Source organism: uncultured Sphingomonas sp. (assembly GCF_964237335.1).
Lineage (GTDB): Bacteria > Pseudomonadota > Alphaproteobacteria > Sphingomonadales > Sphingomonadaceae > Sphingomonas.
The window spans coordinates 1-17724 of record NZ_CAXSHM010000023.1; the positions used below are offsets into that span (position 1 = coordinate 1).

Genomic DNA, 17724 nt, shown 5'->3' on the forward strand with positions numbered 1-17724 from the left:
TCAACTCAACCGTGCCGCGTCCACCCTCCCGCGCAGCGGGTTCGTGCATCCACCATTCGGGCCGCCAGCGGCTTGTGCAGTTAGGCCTCTTCGTGGCAGCGTGCTCGTATTGGATCAGAATGCAATCCCGGGAGGGATCAAATACTAATCGAAGAAATTCGTCGGGCCCGTCGGGCATCTGGCTGCTCGCAACAGGCCGTCGCCGACCGGATCGCTGGTGACGCTCAAACCATAAAGAGGTTGGAAAGCGGCGTCGGGTCGGTCGCGACGCTAATCGCGGTGATGGCCGCGTTGAACTTCCGCCTCACAGGTCTGGGATCAGGGACGACTCTGCCCGACCAGCTGCGTGCGCGTCGCCACAAGCTATCGTTGTCGCTGGACAAGGTGGCGGCGAGGGCGGGACTATCTCGCACGACCGTCGCTAGCATGGAGCGCGGCGGTGGATCGGTTGCCAGCTTATTGAAGGTGCTCGCCGTGCTGGCACCAGGCGTTCGCCGCCAAGCGCCCGAGCGAGCTTTTTGGGGGCAGGGCGACAAGGCCGATCGAGATAGCCGCTTTACGCCGACTGACTTCATGGAGAGCATCTACGCAGCTTTCGGGATCATCGACCTAGACCCCTGCGCCGATCGACGTAGCCCTGTCGTAGCATGTCGTCGGATTTTGCCGAACGAGGGTGGTGATGGGCTCGTCGATAGCTGGTCTGGTCAACTTGCTTTCGTCAATCCACCCTATTCGAAAATGCTTTCGTGGCTAAGGCGTGCCCATGAGCAATGGCGCGTCGGAAACGTTGCGACAGTGGTCTGCCTCGTCCCGGTCCGAACCGACTCGGCCTTCTTCCACGGCACGTTGAGCGTGGTCGCGGACATCTTCCTGCTGCAGGGGCGCGTAAAGTTTCTAAGTGCTCAGGGAATACCCCAGCACACGCCGTTCTCGCTTATGCTCGTGTGTCTGGGGATTACGGCCGAGCAGAAGCGGCGATATTCGGAACTGGTGGCAGGCCACTGGCTGGCGCGCGCCCGACCGATCACAGGCGAGGATCAACAGGCTCACTCTCCATCGCCAGCACACCGACAACACACTGGTGAACGCGCGTCAGCGGCGCATGATCGATGAAGCGGTGCAGCGCCTCAAGCCCAAGTGCGGTTTCACGGATCGCCATCTGCCGCTTCAGCCCAAGCCCACGCTTCTTCAACCGCTCCAGGTTTTCCGGTCGGTCATAGTCCGGCCCGTAAATGATGCGCAGGTATTCACGTCCGCGGCACTTGATCGCTGGCTGGAGCAGGCCGCGCTTGCCGCGCGCCAGATAGGCGAGCGGCTTGACCACCATGCCTTCGCCGCCGGCGCCTGTCAGCGCCTCCCACCAGGCGATCGCGTCCGCGACTTGTACCGCGTTAGCCAAATCTATGCGGCGATGCGCTGTGGCGAGCACCAGTGCCGGAGCCGCCGCGGCTAGTCGGTGAGCCTGCGCCATGTGCCACAGGTGATCCCTGTCGGAGTGGACCGCACCTTCGGAAGCGAGCAGGTGAAACGGCGCGATACGCACGTCGTCGATATCCGCCGCCGGGCCGACATACCGGTTATACGCCGCCCGGTAGCGGGTCGCATCGTCGGCCCGTGCGCGGGTCGTTGCCAGTAACTCACCAACGGCAATCCCACGCGCTTGCGCCAACGCGAGCGCTTCGGTGGCTGCATTAGTCGCCGCTACAGCAGCAGCACCGACCGGCGCATACTGGCGGCTGACCAGCGCCCCGGCCTTGAGATTCCACGGAAGGATCTCGCTGTCCCACAGCACCCAGTCGCTCGCGAGCTCGTCCCACAGTCCACTCGACGCCATCGCGGGGTCGAGCCGGTGGAGCACCACCGCCTCCATCTTCGAGTCGGTGAAGAAGCGACGCCCCGTGCGCGTCGTCACGACGCCGCGACTGCCGTCGGCGATACCGAACCGGCGTTCGGCGACGGCTTGCGTGCGCGCGAGCACCACCAGCGCGCGCGAGCCCATGTGCTTCTCCTCGACCACGACCGAGGAGACGCCCTTGGTCGCGTAATAGGCGAACGCCTCCTCCGGCCGCTCAAGCCAGCCATCCATCGGACTGGTCTCCGCCGGCGACATCGTAGGCGGCAGATGGATCAGCCAGCGGGGGTCCACAGCGTGTCGGCTCACTACCTCGAGCGCCGCCGCCGCGTTCGCCTCGGGCACCACGACGATGCCAAGGTCACGCGTCTCGATCGCCTGGCGGCCGAGCACATCTGCAATGTTGAGTTGACCGGGGTGCGCCTCGCCGGTCGCAGCCGATGGCGCCGCAAGCGGGCGGATCGGCTCGTAATAGGTCGCCTGCGCAGCGACCTCGACCAGGTCCATCTCAGGATAGCGGAGCGCGGTCAGCTTCCCGCCGAACACGCAGCCGGTGTCGATGCAGAGCGTGCCGTTGACCCAGTTCGCGTCCACCACCGGTGTGTGGCCGTAGACGACCTTGGCGATGCCCTTGTAGTCCGCCGCCCAGTCGTAGCGCACCGGCAGGCCGAACTCGTCGATCTCGCCGCTGGTCTCACCGTACATGGCGAAGGAGCGCACCGCCCCCGAGGCACGGCCCTGCATCTCTTCCTTGAGTCCGGCGTGTGCGACGACCAGCTTACCGCCGTCCAGGACGTAATGGCTGACGAGCGTGTCGAGCCATGCGCGCATCTGCCCCGGAAACTCGGTCGGTTCCTCGGCCAGCTGCGCGATCGTCTCGGCGAGGCCGTGCGCGACCTTCACCTGCTTGCCCGACAAGTGGCGCTTGAGCTTGTCATCGTGGTTGCCGACGACGGCGAGCGCGGTGCCCGCCTCGACCATCGACTTGGCGATCCGTAGAACATCGGGTGTGCGCGGCCCCCGATCGACGAAGTCGCCGAGGAAGATCGCGCGGCGGCCCGGCGGGGGCGTGACCGCGACATCCTTACCAGACCAGGCGACCTGATATCCAAGGTCGGCTAGCAGCGTCTCCAGCTCGTCTGCGCAGCCATGCACGTCGCCGATGATGTCGAACGGCCCCGTCTCCCCGCGCTTGTCGACCCACAGCCTGGCGCGCGTGATCGTCACGGCATCGACCGCTTCGACCGAGGTCAGCTTGTGGACATAGCGCAGCCCTTCACGCTCCAGCCCACGCAGCGAGCGCTTGAGCGTCTGCATCTGCCGCCGGACCGGGCCGGCGCCGAACTGCCGGTCAGGGCGGGCAGCGTTGCGGGCGACCGCGACTGCCTCGGGCAGGTCGAACACGACCGCGACGGCGAGCGCGTGCCATTTGCGTGCCAGCGCGATCAGCGACTTGCGCGACTCGGGCTGCACGTTGGTTGCGTCGACCACCGTCAGCCGGCGCCCCTTCAGGCGCTTCTCGACCACGAAGTGGAGCAGATCGAACGCATCGCCGGTCGTCGCCTGGTCGGTCTCGTCATCTGCCACCCAGCCGCGCATCCGGTCGGACGAGACGATCTCGGTGGGCAGGAAGTGCCTGGCGGCGAAGCTCGACTTGCCGGTGCCCGATGCACCGACCAGCAACACGAGCGCGAACTCGGGTATCTCAATGTTCATCGCGTGAACACTCCCATCTGGGTCGGGCAGCCATACGCGGCGTCCTCCGCGCCGATGCCCTCCATCCGCAGCTCATAGCCGTGGGCGGCCGCCACGCTCTCGGCCCAGTGGCGGAACTCGGCCCGGCTCCACTCGAAGCGATGGTCGGGGTGCCGCATCGTGCCTGCCGGCAGCGTCTCGAACATGGCGTTATAGTCACGGTTGGGCGTCGTCACGATCACCGCGCCAGGCCGCGCGTGGCCGAACACCGCGGCCTCGAAGGCGGGCAGACGGTCCGGGTCCATGTGCTCGATCACCTCCACGACCGCGGCGGCATCGAAGCCCTGCAGCCGGTCGTCCCGGTAGACGAGCGAGCCCTGGAGCAGCTCGACCCGCTTGCGCTTGAGGTCAGGCATCTCTTCCAGCCGCAGCCGGTCGGCGGCGCCCGCCAGGACGCGCGGGGCGACCTCGACGCCGACGATGCGGCGGAACTGCCCATGCCGGAGGAGCTCGCGCACCAGCCGTCCCTCGCCGCACCCCAGATCGAGCACGGTCGCGGCACCAAGGCCCTGAAGCGTCTCCACGACGCGGGTCATGCGCTGGTCGTTGAGACGGACCGGCTTTTCCAGCGCCTCCTCGGCGGCGTCGCGCGAGGCGACGTCCTCCGCCGGCTCGGCCACGACCTGCTCGTCGAAGCTGGCGCGCGCTGCGTGGACGAGCGAGCCGAAGCGCAGGTAACGCCGGACGATCAGTTCGCGCTCGGGATGCGCCTCCAGCCAGCCATCGCCGCGGCGGAGCAGCTTCTGCACTTCGTCATCGCCGATGTAATAGTGTTTGGCGCCGTCGAGCACCGGGATGAGCACCGTTAGGTGGGTGAGCAGCTGGGCCAGCCGCACCTCGCCAGCAAGGCGCAATGACACATAGGGGCTTGCGCCCCATTCGGGGTGCAGAGGGTCCAGGGTGACTTGGTCAGCCTCGACCGTGTAGCCCAGCGGGGCGAACAGCCGCTCGACGAGATCGGGGCTGCCGCGCACCGGCGTCACGGTCACCTCGAACGGGAGCGGCAGATCGGCGAGTTCCTGGCGGTGCTTGGAGCGGCCGCTCATCGCCGTGCCAAGCGACCGTCCGATCGCGACTGCCAGCAGCGACGAGGCGGCGTACGGCCGGTCGTTGACATACTGGTCCTCGATACCGGGCGCGCCACCACGGCCACGCACCAGCTCGATCGGATCGACCTCGACCATCAGCGCGGCCTTGCAGCGCGCCTCGTCCGCCTCGGGATAGAACAGCGTCGCAGTCCCGAACGCGAGGTCGGCGGTGTGGACGTTGTCCGGGTGCTTCATCAGCAGGAAGCCGAGATCGGTTGCGGGCGTGTGGGTGGTGGTGAGGGTCAGGAGCATGGCGGCGTGCGTCCGGTATGAAAAAGCCCTCCCGAGGGGCTCGGAAGGGCTGTGGCGATGGTCAGGAAAGTAAAGATCCCGGCTAAGGCGCAGCCCACAGGTGAGGATGATGTGGATTGAACGGGCGCGCGCCAGCATGTGCCCGTGCGTAGCAGGCAGTGCGCTCGATCGAGCTGATGGTGCCGGCGACGGTCATATGGCTAGCATCTTCGGAAACCTCACCGCGGTCAAGTCGATCAAGGCCAGGGCAGAGGCTGACACGAGGTGGCATTATCGCGGGCTAAGCTGGGCCCTTGGCGGGCTCTGCCCAGCTCTCGCGGCCCAATCTGGTCGTGCTCGGCAACAGACAAGCGGATTGGTTCTTTCCAGCTTCACCATCCTGCCAGCCTGATTCCCTTTGACGGCCGATAGCACTACCCACTCCAGCGGGTATCGAATCGTTTTCACAAGCTGGTAGCGGTGGAAACGAGGTGATATGTGACTGTCGTGGCAAACGTGATCTCCCTTCAGACTGCGAGGGTCATAAGACCATGAACGCCGTTACCCGCTTCATTGACAGGTTACAGGACGATGGCGGCCTCAAGGGCACCGACATCGCCAATTTCACCGATGTATCGTCGGCGACGGTGCATCGCTGGAAGGCCGGATCACATTCCCCCAAGCCTGATGTCCAGCTCCTGCTGGCGCGGCTGCACTATGTCGTGAGCCGGCTTGACGAATATTATACGCCCGACGAAGTGCGCATCTGGCTCTATTCGGATCATCCGCAGTTGGAGGGGCGGCGGGCGATCGACCTGATCGTCAGCGATCGCACGGCCGACGTCATCGCGATCCTCGATCGGCTAGATGCAGAAGCATATCTTTGAGCCAGGACCATCGCCTGCCTCGACCGCAGGCGCTGCTGGATGCGATCGAGACCGAAACGCCTATCAGATTGGCGACGCAGTTGTGGCGCGTGGTCACCGAGGGTCGTGATCCGCTCAGCGCCGGGCGGTCCGGCGGGCGGTGGGACGATGGCAGTTTCGACGTGCTCTATACATCGAGCGAGCGCGACGGCGCGCTGGCCGAGGCCTGGTTTCACGCGGCCCGCGGTCAGCCGATCCCACCGTCGAAGCCGGTGAAGCGGGTTCATCGGCTGGAGGCCGAGTTCACCCGCGTGCTCGATCTGTCCGGCGAGGGGCGATTGGCGGCGCTGGGTGTCGAGATGCAGCGGTACGGGCAGCTGTCCTATGTGCAGCGCGGCGGCGAGTATCCGACCACCCAGCAGATCGGCGAAGTCGCGTTCTTCTACGAGTATGAGGCGATCGTCGTTCCCAACGCGCGCTGGCCGACGAGCAACGTCGTCATCCTGACCGAACACGCCAGCTTCGCCCAGTTGACCGCCGACGCGGGGGAGATCGTCGATCTCGCCGAATGTCGCTCCGTTCACCGTCCACAATGATCCGGTTCATCAGCAAAGCCGCTTAAGCCGGCCGGCTTCAGGATAGCACTGGACAGTACCACACAAACGACTCACAAGGGTGCCGCAATCCTGCGAAACCCGCGGAAATCCGAGGGTCTGGGCAGACGGTATTCCAGGTTCGAATCCTGTCTCCCCGACCATCGCGCTCATCGTCAGTTGAGAGGTAAGGCTTGCGGCCTCGCCGTCGGCCCATCCGATGCGCTTGCCGGTCGCAGGGCAAACCCTGCTTCATCCGGGTTCGCTGGAAAGTGCGTTCGGGCTTCCGCGAAGGTGGCGCGCGCCTCCGCGGCGCCGGGTTCGTCCTGGCTCGTTCCCGCCCAGCGCCAGTGCCACGGCTCGTACGTCACGCCCTGCGCGTTGCCGGCCGGGAACGACAGCTCGAACCCGTATCGCGGCCCGTGCGCGAGCAGCCAGCGGCCGGCGGCCGTTTCGGCAATGCAGTCGGTGACGTCGCGGCAGCCGCGCGAGGGTCGGACGGCGAAGTCGATCGCATAGCCGGTCGCATGCTCGCTGTGCCCGGGCGGACCGACCGAGCCTGCACGCCGGGCGGCATTCGCGCAGGTCGCGGCGGTCCGGCAGAACACCGCCTGCTGGCGCGCGACCGAGCGGAAGCACGAGATGCCGTGCAGCGTCTCGCCCAGCCCGGCCGCCCCCGCTGCGTCGAGCAGGCGCGCAAGATCGGGCAGCACGACGGCGCGCACCCGGCAGGGCTGGCCCACCCCAAAACCGCGCGGCGCGTCTGCGAGGTCGGCCGCCTCGGCTTGGGCATAGGCAAGGTGCCCGAGCAACCGCCCGTCCTCTGCCGACTCCCCTGCGATCTGCGCGGCACCGGGCGCAGCCAACGCCATAGCCACGGCTGGAAAGATCCATCTGCGAGCCCGAGCCATCGCATGAGGCTCTGGCACGCTCGGTTCGGGGGTGGCAAGGGCGGTCCATGCTCGCCAACCACGTTCTCTTCCTCGACGGCGAGGCGCTCGTGATCGACAAGCCTGCCGGCCTGCCCGTCGATCCGCCGCGCGACGGCGGGCTCAGCCTCGAGAACCACCTGTCGACGCTGACCTTCGGCTTCCAGCGTTGGCCCAAGGCGGTGCACAGGCTCGATCGCGACACGAGCGGCTGCCTGCTGCTGTCGCGCAACCCCAAGGCGCACGCCCGGCTGCAACAGGCGTTCGAGCGCGGGGAGGTCGAGAAGCTCTACCTCGCGGTGCTGGATGGCGAGCCTGCGAGCGAGGAGGGCGTGGTCGACATGCCGCTCGGAAAGGTCAGCTCGCGGGAGGAGGGGTGGCGCATCGTGGCCGATGGCGGGGGCAAGGCGGCGTCGACGCGCTGGGAGGTGCTGGCGCGCGTGGACGGGCGGGCGCTGATCGCGATGCGGCCGGCGACCGGACGGACGCATCAACTGCGCGTGCATGCCGCGAGCGGGATCGGCGTGCCGATCGCGGGCGACCCGATCTATGGCCGGCGCGGTGGCCCGATGCTGCTGCACGCCGCGTCGCTGACGGTGCCGAGGCCGGGCAAGGAGCCGGTCCGCGCGCAGGCGCCGTTGCCCGAGCGGTTCGGCGCCTTCGCCGAGTTCCTGCCGGCGTCCGACGGCCCCGGCGCGGGCGCGGCGCTCGTCCGGTAGGCGACGCCGTCATGGTCGCGATCCCGATCACCCGGTCCTTGTCGATCGACGACGGCGAGATCGTCGAGACGGCGACCCGGGCGGGCGGGCCGGGCGGCCAGCATGTCAACACGACCGACAGCGCCGTCATCCTGCGGTTCGACGTGGCGAACTCGCCGAGCCTGCCCGAAGCGGTGCGGCACCGTCTCGCGATGCTGGCGGGCTCGCGCCTCACCCGCGACGGCGTGCTGGTGCTGCGGAGCGAGGGATCTCGCTCGCAACTGCTCAACCGGCAGGACGCGCGCGGGCGGCTGATCGAGCTGATCCGCGAGGCGACGATCGTCCCCAAGAAGCGCCGGCCGACCAAACCGACGCGCGCGTCGCAGACCCGCCGCGTCGACGGCAAGGTGAAGCGATCGGGCGTGAAGGCGGGGCGCGGGCGGGTGCGCGACGACTGATCGCGCTCGCGTCCCGTCTTCGCCTGTCCTATCCGACGGCGATGCACGACATCCGCATCGCCGCCGCCGACCCCGAGGAGCTGTACCGGGACCTGCTCGGCACGATCGATGCGCTGACCGCGGGAGAGCCGGACGGCGTCGCCAACATGGCCAATGCGGCGGCGGTGTTGTGGCAATATCTGCCCGATCTCAACTGGGTGGGCTTCTATCGCATGGTCGACGGCGAGCTGGTGCTGGGGCCGTTCCAGGGCAAAGCGGCCTGCATCCGCATCCCGCTCGGCCGTGGCGTCTGCGGAACGGCGGCCGCCACTGCCCGGACGCAGCTGGTGCCCGACGTCCACGCCTTTCCCGGGCACATCGCGTGCGACGTGGCGAGTCGCGCGGAGCTGGTAGTGCCCGTCGTGCGGGGCGGCGTCGTGATCGCGGTGCTCGATCTCGACAGCCCGGTGCCGGGCCGGTTCGAGGCCGTGGACGCCGCCGGATGCGAGGCGATCGCGGCGTTGCTGGCCTCACGGATCGGCGAGCGGCGCTGATCCGAAACGGGACAGGCGGGCCGCTGGCGGCAATCGGACCGGAATGGTAATGAACCCGGTAACGAAGCGCACGTTGGTGCGGGGCGGCGACAGGGAGTGAAGCTCGACATGCGGACCGTGATGATCGCGACGACGATGCTGGCGAGCGCCGGCCTGTTCGGGGGCGCCGCGCAGGCCGACCAGCAGCGCATGGTCGAGCGTGGCCCGGACATGGGCGCGCCGATGACGGGCGGCGGCGCTCCCCCCGCACCGAACGGCATGCGACAGGCCGGACCAGCCACGCGCGGCGCCCATCCCAAGGGCAGTCGGCACTGGGGCGGCCAGTATCAGGGCCACTGGGTGGGCGGAATGCGCGCGCCGGGGGGCTGGAGCGGTTATCGTCGGCCGTATCGCGGGTTTGGCCTGCCGACCTACTGGATTTCGCCAACCTTCGTGATCACCGACTTCGGCGACTACGGCCTCTACCAGCCGCCGGTGGGATATAGCTGGTCTCGCTACTATGACGATGCCGTGCTGATCGATGGGCGCGGCTCGGTGTACGACACCGTCGGCGGGATCGCCTGGAACACCTATGATCTCGACGAGGCACAGGGCGGCCGGCTCGACGCCTATCTGGCCAACACCGACTCATATCGGCAGAGCGCGGGCGCGGGCTATGCCTACCCGCCGCAGATAGGCCAGGGGCAGGGGGCCCCCGGGCAGGGCGGTTATGGTGGGCAGCCCGGCTATGGGCAGGGTTATCCGCAGGGTGGCTATCAGCAGGACGGCTACAGGCAGGACGGCTACCGGCAGGATGATCGGCAGGGCCGCGGCAGCAACGGCGTCGGTGGCGCGGTGATCGGCGGTGCCGCCGGCGGGATCGCGGGCGGACTGATCGCCGGACGAAACGACAAGGTCGGCGGCGCGCTGATCGGCGCGGGCGCCGGGGCGTTGGCGGGTTATGCGATCGATCGCAGCGCGCACCGCCGCGACCGGGACTATGCCGACGACCGCGGCGCGAGCTATCCCGCGCCGGGCCCCGGTTACGCCGGCGGCGGCTATGCTCCCGGCCCGGGCTATCCGCCGCCAGGCGGCCCTCGACTGGCGCCGCCGACGATCATCGAGAGCGGCCCCGGCACATTGGTCACGACGAGCGCCGTCGGCGGCGTTTCGACCGGAACCTACGTCAACGGCTATTACTATGCGCCTGCCACGGTCACGACCGTGACGATCGCGAGCGCGCCGGTGGTGACGACCACTACCGAGGTGTTCGAGGACAGCGTGACATATATCCAGCCTGCGGTTCACCATTACCGCAAGCACGTCTGGCACCGGCCGGTCTGCTCCTGCCGCTGACGCAGCAGTCGCGATCCGTCAGCGTGGCGGGGGCGCCGCAGGTGTAGGGCGGGGCGGCGTCGGGGCGCGACTACCGAAGGTGACGAGGCTCTCGGCGCCGTCCGCCGCGATCGACGAGACGCCGATGAAATTGTCGTCGACGGGCGTATCCGCCAGGACGATGCTGGTCGCCCCCGCCACGGGCCGGCTCGTCGTCCAGGCAGTGGTGTCGTTCGGGCGCCAGTAGACCTTATACGCCACCGCGTCGGCCGTCGCCGGCCACGAGACGCTGGTGTCGCGCGACAGCGCGCCCGATAGGGCGACGCGTGCCGGCGCCGCGGGGGCCTCGGCCAGTCGGGCCAGCGTCGCGACATTGATCGCCGTCACCTTGGCAAGATAGTCAACGTCCACGCCGTCCATCGTGTCGCCATAGCTGCGGCCGTTCTCGGTACGGACATACTGATGTTGGCGGTCCCAGTTCTCCGCGCCGACGGTGAAGCGCACTGCGGGATAGCCGAGCGCCAGGAACGGCTCGTGATCGCCGCCGCGCCCGAACCGATCCGGGCGGCGTTCCACCCGCACGTCGAGCCCGCCGGGAATCCCTTCCGCGATGCCGTCGATCGCCTTAGCGAGCGCGCGCGACGGGCCGTCGTCCTCGCCTCCCTCGGCGCGCCGCACCATCGCGTCGGCCAGGCTCTCGTCGGCGCGCGTGCCTTCCGAAAAGACACGCACCCGGTCCGCGACCCGCACGCCGCCCTGACCCACCGTACTGCCGACGATGTCGTTGTTCAGCATCGCGTCGACATGCCAGCCGCGCGCCTTTGCCGTGTCGGCGAGGAGCGTGCCGCCCCACAGCCCCTGCTCCTCGCCGGAGAAGATCGCGTAGACGATCGTCGCCTTGAACTTCTGTTTCGACAGGATACGCGCGGCTTCCAGCACCAGTGCCACGCCCGACGCATCGTCGTTGGCGCCGGGCGCATCGGCGGTGGCGTCCATCACGTCGCCGACGATGGAGTCGATGTGGCCGCCGACGATGACGTAACGGTCCGGATCAGAACCGCGCTGGATGCCCAGCACGTCCTCGACGATCACGCCGCTTGGCGCACGGGGCCCGGTGAACTTGCGGTCGATCCGCTCGACGGTCAGGCAGCCGCCGCACGCGCGGCCGACCTCGGCGAACCGCGCCGCCGCCCAGTTGCGCGCCGCGCCGATGCCGCGCACCGGATCGGTCCGTGACGAGGCGGTGTGGCGGGTGCCGAACGCCACCAATCGCGTGATCGTCGCCTTCAGCCGATCGGGGCTGGGCGCCTCCGCAGGCGGAGCCGCGACCGCAGGGTTGGCGAGGAGGACGAGCGGAAGAAGCGGAAGGGTGCGCATAACGCCAATGTTACCCGGCTCGGCGGCGCGCTCAAGCCGAAACGACTGGTCAACTCAACCGATCGATCGCGGCCTGGTTGAGGCTGCCGGGCACGATCATGATCGGCACCGACAATGCGCCCGCGTCCGCGCCCGCGAAATGCGCGACTAGCGGCCCCGGCGCGCCACTCGCCGCCGCGCCCAGCACCAGCGCGGCAATGTCGGGATTGGCGGCGATCATCTCGCGGATCACGCGGGGACCCTCGCCCTGACGCACGGTGATGCTCGGGGTCAGGCCCGATTCGACGAGCAACGCGCCGGCCGCCGTCGCGACCAGCGCCTCGGCCTGCTCGTACGCCTCGTCCTCGATCGCCGCCTGCACGCCGCCCCAGGGCACGAGCTCGGTCGGTTCGATCAGCGCCAGTATCTCCACACGGCCGCCGGTTTTCAGCGCGCGCCGCGCGGCGAAGCGCAACGCGATCTGCGACTCGGCGCTGTCGTCGACCACCACCAGGTAGATGCGCATTGCCGGTGTCTCCTCACGCAACTTCCTGACGCCGACAATGCGGGGCCGCAAGGCCCCGCTTGACCCGCGCGGGTGGCGGAGCAAGAGACGGGAGCGCGTACGCCGGAGTAGTCCAATGCCGATCGAAATCAGGATGCCGGCCTTGTCGCCGACGATGGAGGAGGGGACGCTCGCCAAATGGCTGGTGAAGGCGGGCGATCAGGTAAAATCCGGCGACCTGCTGGCCGAGATTGAGACGGACAAGGCGACGATGGAGTTCGAGGCGGTCGACGAGGGCACGATCGCCAGCATCGCGGTGGCCGAAGGCACGGACGGCGTGAAGGTCGGCACCGTGATCGCGACGCTGGATGCGGACGGCGAGGGCACATCGGCCCCGACGGCCAAGAGCGAGACGCCGCAGCCCGCCGACCCCCTGTTCCGCGGCCGCCCCGATCCGACCGATCCCAATGTGAAGGGCGACGAGGGCGTGCCTGTCTCGCGCGATGCGAGCGCTGCGGAGGACCATGGCCTGCCGCCGACGGAGGGCAGCGCACCTGGCGCCCCGCCTGCTCCTGCTCCCGCTCCTGCCGAGCCTTCCGCTGGCGATGAAGCCAGGGTGAAGGCCAGCCCTCTCGCGCGCCGGCTGGCGTCGCAACAGGGCATTGACCTCGCCACGCTGACCGGATCGGGCCCGAACGGGCGCGTCGTGAAGGCGGACTTGGCCGGGGCGAAGCTCACGGCAGCGCCGCCGGCGACGGCCGCGGCGCCTCAGGCTGCGCCGGAACCCGCGAAGGCCGATGCTCCGGCCGTCTCGACCCCAGCCCCTGCTGCCGAGGCGGCGGCGATCCCGGACATCCCGCATACCGCCGCCAAGCTGTCCAACGTCCGCAAGACGATCGCGCGGCGGCTGACCGAGTCGAAGCAGACCGTCCCGCACATCTATCTGACGGTGGACGTCCGGCTGGATGCGCTGCTGAAGCTGCGCGCGGACCTGAACGCCGGCCTAGCGAGCCGCGGCGTGAAGCTGTCGGTGAACGATCTGCTGGTGAAGGCGCTGGCGGCGGCGTTGATCGAGGTGCCCGCGTGCAACGTGATGTTCACGCCCGACCAGCTAGTCAGCTTTTCCCGCGCCGACATCTCGGTCGCGGTGTCGACGCCGACCGGGCTAATCACGCCGGTGGTGACGGGCGCGAACGCGAAGTCCCTGTCCGCGATCTCGGCGGAGGTGAAGGATCTGGCCGCGCTCGCACGCGACGGCAAGCTGAAGCCTGAGCAGTATCAGGGCGGCACTGCGTCGATCAGCAACATGGGCATGTACGGGATCACGCAGTTCGACGCGGTCATCAATCCTCCTCAAGCCATGATCCTGGCGGTGGGCGCCGGCGAGAAGCGGCCGTGGGTGATGGCGGACGACAGCCTGGGCGTCGCGACCGTGATGTCCGCGACCGGCAGCTTCGATCACCGCGCGATCGATGGGGCGGATGGCGCGGCGCTGATGCGTGCGTTCAAGACGCTGGTCGAGGCGCCGCTGGCGATGCTGGCCTAAGCCGATGGCGATGGGCCGCCGGACGCTCGCCGAGCTGCTTCACCTCGCCGCCGGACTCGGCGTTACCGCGGCGGTGTTCGCGGCCGGCGCCTGGTCCTATCCGGTCGGGGCGGCGACCGTGCGGCTGATCGGATGGGCGACGATGCTGGTGGTGCTCGGCATGGGCGTGGGGCCATTGCGCCGCGCGTGGCTGGCTGATCGGGGGCGGTCGTGACCGAGGCTCCATCCGTCGACCGCTCGCCCGCGATCCGCGTCACCACCATGCCCGCCGACGCGAACCCGTATGGCGACATCTTCGGCGGCTGGCTGATGAGCCAGATGGACATGGCCGCCGGCCTCGTCGCCTCGCGACACTCGCGCGGCCGGGCGGTGACGATCGCGGTCGACGGCATGAAGTTCCACGCGCCGGTCGCGGTGGGGGACGAGGTATCGGTCTACGCCGATCTGGTCGCGGTCGGCCGCACGTCGATGACGATCGAGGTCGAAGCCTGGCGTCGCGGCCGGCACGTCGAGGAGCAATGCTTGGTGACGCAAGCGCGTTTCGTGTTCGTCGCGATCGACGAGGAGCGGCGGCCTAGAGCGGTGTCAGGGGCGAAGTGACCGCCTATCTGTGATGGAACGAGGCCGCGTCGATCGTGGCCGTACGAGGAACACACGACGTGGCTGACACCTTCGACCTCATCATTCTTGGCTCGGGGCCCGGCGGCTATGTCGCGGCGATCCGCGCGTCGCAGCTCGGGCTGAAGGTCGCGATCGTCGAGCGCGAGCGGTTGGGGGGCATCTGCCTCAACTGGGGGTGCATCCCGACCAAGGCGCTGCTGCGCACATCGGAGGTGTACCACTATATGACCCATGCCGCCGACTACGGCCTGAAGGCGGACAACGTCGGCTTCGACCTCGGCCGCGTCGTCGATCGCAGCCGCAAGGTGGCGGGGCAGCTCAACGCCGGTGTCAAAGGCCTGATGAAGAAGCACAAGGTCCAGGTGTACGAGGGCGTCGGCGCGCTCACCGGCAAGGGCAGGCTGAGCGTGAAACAGGGCGACCAGACGGTCGATGTCGAAGCCAGGCGCATCCTGATCGCCACCGGCGCGCGGGCGCGCGATCTGCCGTTCGCCAAGGCGGACGGGAAGCGCATCTGGACCTATCGCCATGCAATGGTGCCCGCCGAGATGCCGACCAAGCTGCTGGTGATCGGATCGGGTGCGATCGGCGTCGAGTTCGCGAGCTTCTACCACGACATGGGGGCGGAGGTAACGATCCTCGAGATGTTGCCGCGCATCCTGCCGGTGGAGGACGAGGAGATCAGTGCCTTCATGGAGAAGCGGCTGGCCAAGGACGGGATCGCGATCCGCACCGCGACCGGGCTGGAGAAGCTGGACACGTCCGCGAGTGGGGTCACTGCGTCGATCAAGGGCCCGAAAGCCTCTGAAGGGGGCGACACCGTCACCATCGAGCAGTTCAGCCACGCGATCGTGGCGATCGGAATCATCCCAAATACCGAGGATATCGGGCTGGAGGCGCTGGGCGTCGAAACCGAGCGCGGGCACATCAAGGTCGACGGGTTCGGGCGCACCAACGTCGAGGGCATCTACGCGATCGGCGACGTGACGGGTGCGCCCTGGCTGGCGCACAAGGCTAGCCATGAGGGCATCGTCTGCATCGAGAAGATCGCGGGCGAGGATCCGCACCCGTTCGAGACCTGGAACATCCCCGGCTGCACCTACAGTCGCCCGCAGGTTGCGTCAGTCGGCTTGACGGAGGCCAAGGCGAAGGAAGCCGGGCACGAGGTTAAGGCGTTCAAGTTCCCCTTCATCGGCAACGGCAAGGCGATCGCGCTCGGCGAGGCGGACGGGTTCGTGAAGACGGTGTTCGACGCCGCCACGGGCGAGCTGCTGGGCGCGCACATGGTGGGGGCTGAAGTGACCGAACTGATCCAGGGTTATGTCATCGCGCGCCAGCTCGAGACGACCGAGGCCGAGCTGATGGAGACGGTGTTCGCGCATCCGACGCTGTCGGAGATGATGCACGAATCGGTGCTCGGTGCGTATGGACGAGCCATCCATATCTGACGTCCACCCGCATGGTGATCCGGCGGCCGAGGACGCGAGCGTTCTTGCCGACGTGGCGACGATCCGCGCGCTGCTGGTCGAGACGGCGCGGGCGGGCGAGGCGGTGAGTTATTCCGCCGTGCTGCTTCGGCTCGGCCTGCGCTTCAGCCGACCCAAGATGCGCGCGCTCTGCGGGACGATGGACGCGATCGATCGCGCCGGCGCGGCAGCCGGCGAGCCGGGACTCGCCGTCCTGGTGGTACGCGAAAGCGACGGCCTGCCGGGGCAGGGCTGGTGGATCAGCCATGCGGCCAAGGAGGGTCATGTCGGCGACTGGACCGGCCCCGCCGCGCGCACTCTCGTGGCCACGGTCCAACGACGGGCATTCCGTTTCTGGCGAGGTCGGGCATAGTCGTCGGCATGACGAGCGCAGGACCACCAGCCAGAGATCGTCGATTGTTCGGTGTCGCGTCGGCGCTCGCTCTTGTCGCCTCGCTCGCTCTCTTCTGGCCCGGCATCTCGCTCTACGACACGGTCGCGCAATATGGTCAGGTGCTGTCGGGCGAGTATGACGACTGGCATCCGCCCGCGATGGCATGGCTCTGGGCGGCGCTGCACGGGATCGTCGGCGGGGGCGCGACGCCGATGCTGGTCGGGCAGATGGCATCCTATTGGCTTGGCTTTGGCCTGATCGCCGCGGGGCTGGGCGCGATCGGTCGGCGGCGGGCGGGCTGGGCGGTACTGGCGATCGCGGCGTGGCCGCCGTTCCTGGGCTGGCAGGCGGCGGTGTTGAAGGATGCGCAGATGACCGGCGCGATGCTGGCCTCGGTGGGCCTGGTCGGCTGGTGGCGGCTGCGCGGTCGGCGTGTGCCGGCGGCGGCATGGGCGGCCGTCGCCGTGCTGCTCTGCTATGCGGTGCTTGTGCGTGCCAATGCGGTGTTCGCGGTGGTACCGCTCGCGGTGATGCTGGTCCCAGGGTGGAAGCCGCTTGCTCGCTCGGGCGCCGGGCTGGCCGGGATCGTCGGGGTGCTGGCAGTATCCGGCCCGATCAACCACGATCTGCTTGGCGCACAACGCAGCGGCGTGGAGCGGACAGAAGCGATCTACGATCTGGCCGGTATCGCGGTGCGGGTGCCGGACGCGCCTGGCCTGCCGATCGACCGTGCCGCGATCGCCGCTCTCATCAAGCGCCACTGCGTCAAGGGGTTCTTCTGGGATCCGCTCGGCGAGCCGGATCGATGCAATGGGGTCGTGGAGCCATTGCGCCATATTCCGCCCGGTACGCTGTACGCGACACTCGCCCGCATGATTGCGGCGCACCCGCTCGCCTATGCCGGCCATCGCCTGACGCACCTCAACTCGACGGATCGCTGGATGGTGTGTGCCGGCTGGTCGAGCGCCGCGCCACCGATGACGGGCCAACCCAACGATCTCGGGCTCGGCGACCCGGATCGTGCCGCCGCAGGGTTCGAGCAGGCCGCCGGCCGGCTGATCGACGTTCCGTTCGCATGGCCTGTCGCATGGATCGTCGTCGCGGCGACCGCCTGGGTGATCGCGGTGCTACGCCCGGCCGAACCGGCCCGGGACCTGTCGCTCGCCCTCTCCACCTCGGCCCTGGCGATGGAAGGCAGCTTCGCGGTCATCAGCATCGCGTCGGACCTGCGGTATCATCTGTGGTCGATGATCGCCGCGGCGCTTGCTGCGCTGCTGGTGGCCGATGGGACGGGAAGGGGCGAACGGCGCGTGTTGCTCGTCGGGGCAAGTGTGCTGACGCTGGTTGTCGCTGCGGGAGTAATGGCCCGGATACGGCTGCCCGCGCCGCCCGAAAGCTATATCGGCATGCTCGCCTGGTGAGGCTCTCACCATATTGGCGACTACTTAACTGCTAATTTGGTTCAGTGGGAGTGACGTCACGGCTTTGGGTTGATATGGAAGGATGTCGGGTTCCGGGG

The 17724-nt window shown here is 68.4% G+C and carries 18 protein-coding genes; 13 read left to right on the forward strand and 5 right to left on the reverse strand.

From position 1 onward, the window contains the following. Nucleotides 1-426: 426 nt before the first annotated feature. Nucleotides 427-1113, forward strand: a complete 687-nt coding sequence (locus tag ACFE65_RS11905) for a DNA N-6-adenine-methyltransferase (RefSeq protein ID WP_375382630.1) — start codon at nucleotides 427-429, stop codon at nucleotides 1111-1113. On the opposite strand, the gene ACFE65_RS11910 is transcribed toward ACFE65_RS11905, so the two are convergent. Together ACFE65_RS11910 and ACFE65_RS11915 are read right to left on the reverse strand one after the other, a co-directional pair. Continuing rightward, entirely contained in the window at nucleotides 1025-3568 is a 2544-nt protein-coding gene (locus ACFE65_RS11910; protein ID WP_375382578.1) for a polynucleotide kinase-phosphatase, read from the reverse strand. The genes ACFE65_RS11905 and ACFE65_RS11910 overlap by 89 nt on opposite strands. Continuing rightward, the gene (locus ACFE65_RS11915; RefSeq protein WP_375382579.1) at nucleotides 3565-4947 is read right to left on the reverse strand and encodes a 3' terminal RNA ribose 2'-O-methyltransferase Hen1; all 1383 of its coding nucleotides are present in this window, start codon (nucleotides 4945-4947) and stop codon (nucleotides 3565-3567) included. Before ACFE65_RS11915 ends, ACFE65_RS11910 begins: the two co-directional genes overlap by 4 nt. Before the next feature lie 530 nt (nucleotides 4948-5477). On the opposite strand from ACFE65_RS11915, the gene ACFE65_RS11920 reads away from it, so the two are divergent. Both ACFE65_RS11920 and ACFE65_RS11925 read left to right on the forward strand, forming a co-directional pair. Then, complete coding sequence (locus ACFE65_RS11920) at nucleotides 5478-5813, forward strand: hypothetical protein (RefSeq protein ID WP_375382580.1); 336 nt, start codon at nucleotides 5478-5480, stop codon at nucleotides 5811-5813. Next, a complete protein-coding gene (locus ACFE65_RS11925; protein ID WP_375382581.1) occupies nucleotides 5810-6388 on the forward strand; it encodes an RES family NAD+ phosphorylase in 579 nt (192 codons plus the stop codon). The genes ACFE65_RS11920 and ACFE65_RS11925 overlap by 4 nt, the downstream gene beginning before the upstream one ends. A gap of 173 nt (nucleotides 6389-6561) precedes the next feature. Here the strand turns inward: ACFE65_RS11925 and ACFE65_RS11930 are convergent, their stop codons facing one another. Further along, the gene (locus ACFE65_RS11930; RefSeq protein ID WP_375382631.1) at nucleotides 6562-7257 is read right to left on the reverse strand and encodes a M15 family metallopeptidase; all 696 of its coding nucleotides are present in this window, start codon (nucleotides 7255-7257) and stop codon (nucleotides 6562-6564) included. An 86-nt stretch (nucleotides 7258-7343) separates the two neighbouring features. Between ACFE65_RS11930 and ACFE65_RS11935 the strand changes: the two genes are divergently transcribed. From ACFE65_RS11935 to ACFE65_RS11950, 4 genes are all read left to right on the forward strand, one after another. Continuing rightward, on the forward strand, nucleotides 7344-8033 hold the full coding sequence (locus ACFE65_RS11935; protein ID WP_375382582.1) for an RluA family pseudouridine synthase: 690 nt from the start codon (nucleotides 7344-7346) through the stop codon (nucleotides 8031-8033). A gap of 11 nt (nucleotides 8034-8044) precedes the next feature. Next, on the forward strand, nucleotides 8045-8470 hold the full coding sequence (gene arfB / locus ACFE65_RS11940) for an alternative ribosome rescue aminoacyl-tRNA hydrolase ArfB (RefSeq protein ID WP_375382583.1): 426 nt from the start codon (nucleotides 8045-8047) through the stop codon (nucleotides 8468-8470). A gap of 41 nt (nucleotides 8471-8511) precedes the next feature. Further along, nucleotides 8512-9003, forward strand: a complete 492-nt coding sequence (locus ACFE65_RS11945) for a GAF domain-containing protein (protein WP_375382584.1) — start codon at nucleotides 8512-8514, stop codon at nucleotides 9001-9003. A gap of 108 nt (nucleotides 9004-9111) precedes the next feature. Further along, entirely contained in the window at nucleotides 9112-10338 is a 1227-nt protein-coding gene (locus ACFE65_RS11950) for an RcnB family protein (protein ID WP_375382585.1), read from the forward strand. Nucleotides 10339-10356: 18 nt separating this feature from the next. Here the strand turns inward: ACFE65_RS11950 and ACFE65_RS11955 are convergent, their stop codons facing one another. Together ACFE65_RS11955 and ACFE65_RS11960 are read right to left on the reverse strand one after the other, a co-directional pair. Then, complete coding sequence (locus ACFE65_RS11955) at nucleotides 10357-11694, reverse strand: M20/M25/M40 family metallo-hydrolase (protein WP_375382586.1); 1338 nt, start codon at nucleotides 11692-11694, stop codon at nucleotides 10357-10359. A gap of 49 nt (nucleotides 11695-11743) precedes the next feature. Then, complete coding sequence (locus ACFE65_RS11960) at nucleotides 11744-12199, reverse strand: universal stress protein (RefSeq protein WP_375382587.1); 456 nt, start codon at nucleotides 12197-12199, stop codon at nucleotides 11744-11746. A gap of 115 nt (nucleotides 12200-12314) precedes the next feature. On the opposite strand from ACFE65_RS11960, the gene ACFE65_RS11965 reads away from it, so the two are divergent. The 6 genes from ACFE65_RS11965 to ACFE65_RS11990 are packed head-to-tail and all read left to right on the forward strand — an operon-like array spanning nucleotide 12315 to nucleotide 17626. After that, complete coding sequence (locus tag ACFE65_RS11965) at nucleotides 12315-13724, forward strand: pyruvate dehydrogenase complex dihydrolipoamide acetyltransferase (RefSeq protein ID WP_375382588.1); 1410 nt, start codon at nucleotides 12315-12317, stop codon at nucleotides 13722-13724. A gap of 4 nt (nucleotides 13725-13728) precedes the next feature. Next, entirely contained in the window at nucleotides 13729-13938 is a 210-nt protein-coding gene (locus tag ACFE65_RS11970; protein ID WP_375382589.1) for a hypothetical protein, read from the forward strand. A 47-nt stretch (nucleotides 13939-13985) separates the two neighbouring features. Further along, complete coding sequence (locus ACFE65_RS11975; RefSeq protein ID WP_375382632.1) at nucleotides 13986-14324, forward strand: acyl-CoA thioesterase; 339 nt, start codon at nucleotides 13986-13988, stop codon at nucleotides 14322-14324. Nucleotides 14325-14383: 59 nt separating this feature from the next. Continuing rightward, nucleotides 14384-15793 carry a dihydrolipoyl dehydrogenase gene (gene lpdA / locus ACFE65_RS11980; RefSeq protein WP_375382590.1) on the forward strand — a complete coding sequence of 470 codons (1410 nt, stop codon included), beginning with the start codon at nucleotides 14384-14386 and terminating at the stop codon, nucleotides 15791-15793. Then, the gene (locus ACFE65_RS11985; protein ID WP_375382591.1) at nucleotides 15771-16184 is read left to right on the forward strand and encodes a ribose-phosphate pyrophosphokinase; all 414 of its coding nucleotides are present in this window, start codon (nucleotides 15771-15773) and stop codon (nucleotides 16182-16184) included. The genes lpdA and ACFE65_RS11985 overlap by 23 nt, the downstream gene beginning before the upstream one ends. A gap of 44 nt (nucleotides 16185-16228) precedes the next feature. Next, nucleotides 16229-17626, forward strand: coding sequence for a hypothetical protein (locus ACFE65_RS11990; protein WP_375382592.1), 1398 nt, complete (start codon nucleotides 16229-16231; stop codon nucleotides 17624-17626). Nucleotides 17627-17724: the final 98 nt, after the last annotated feature.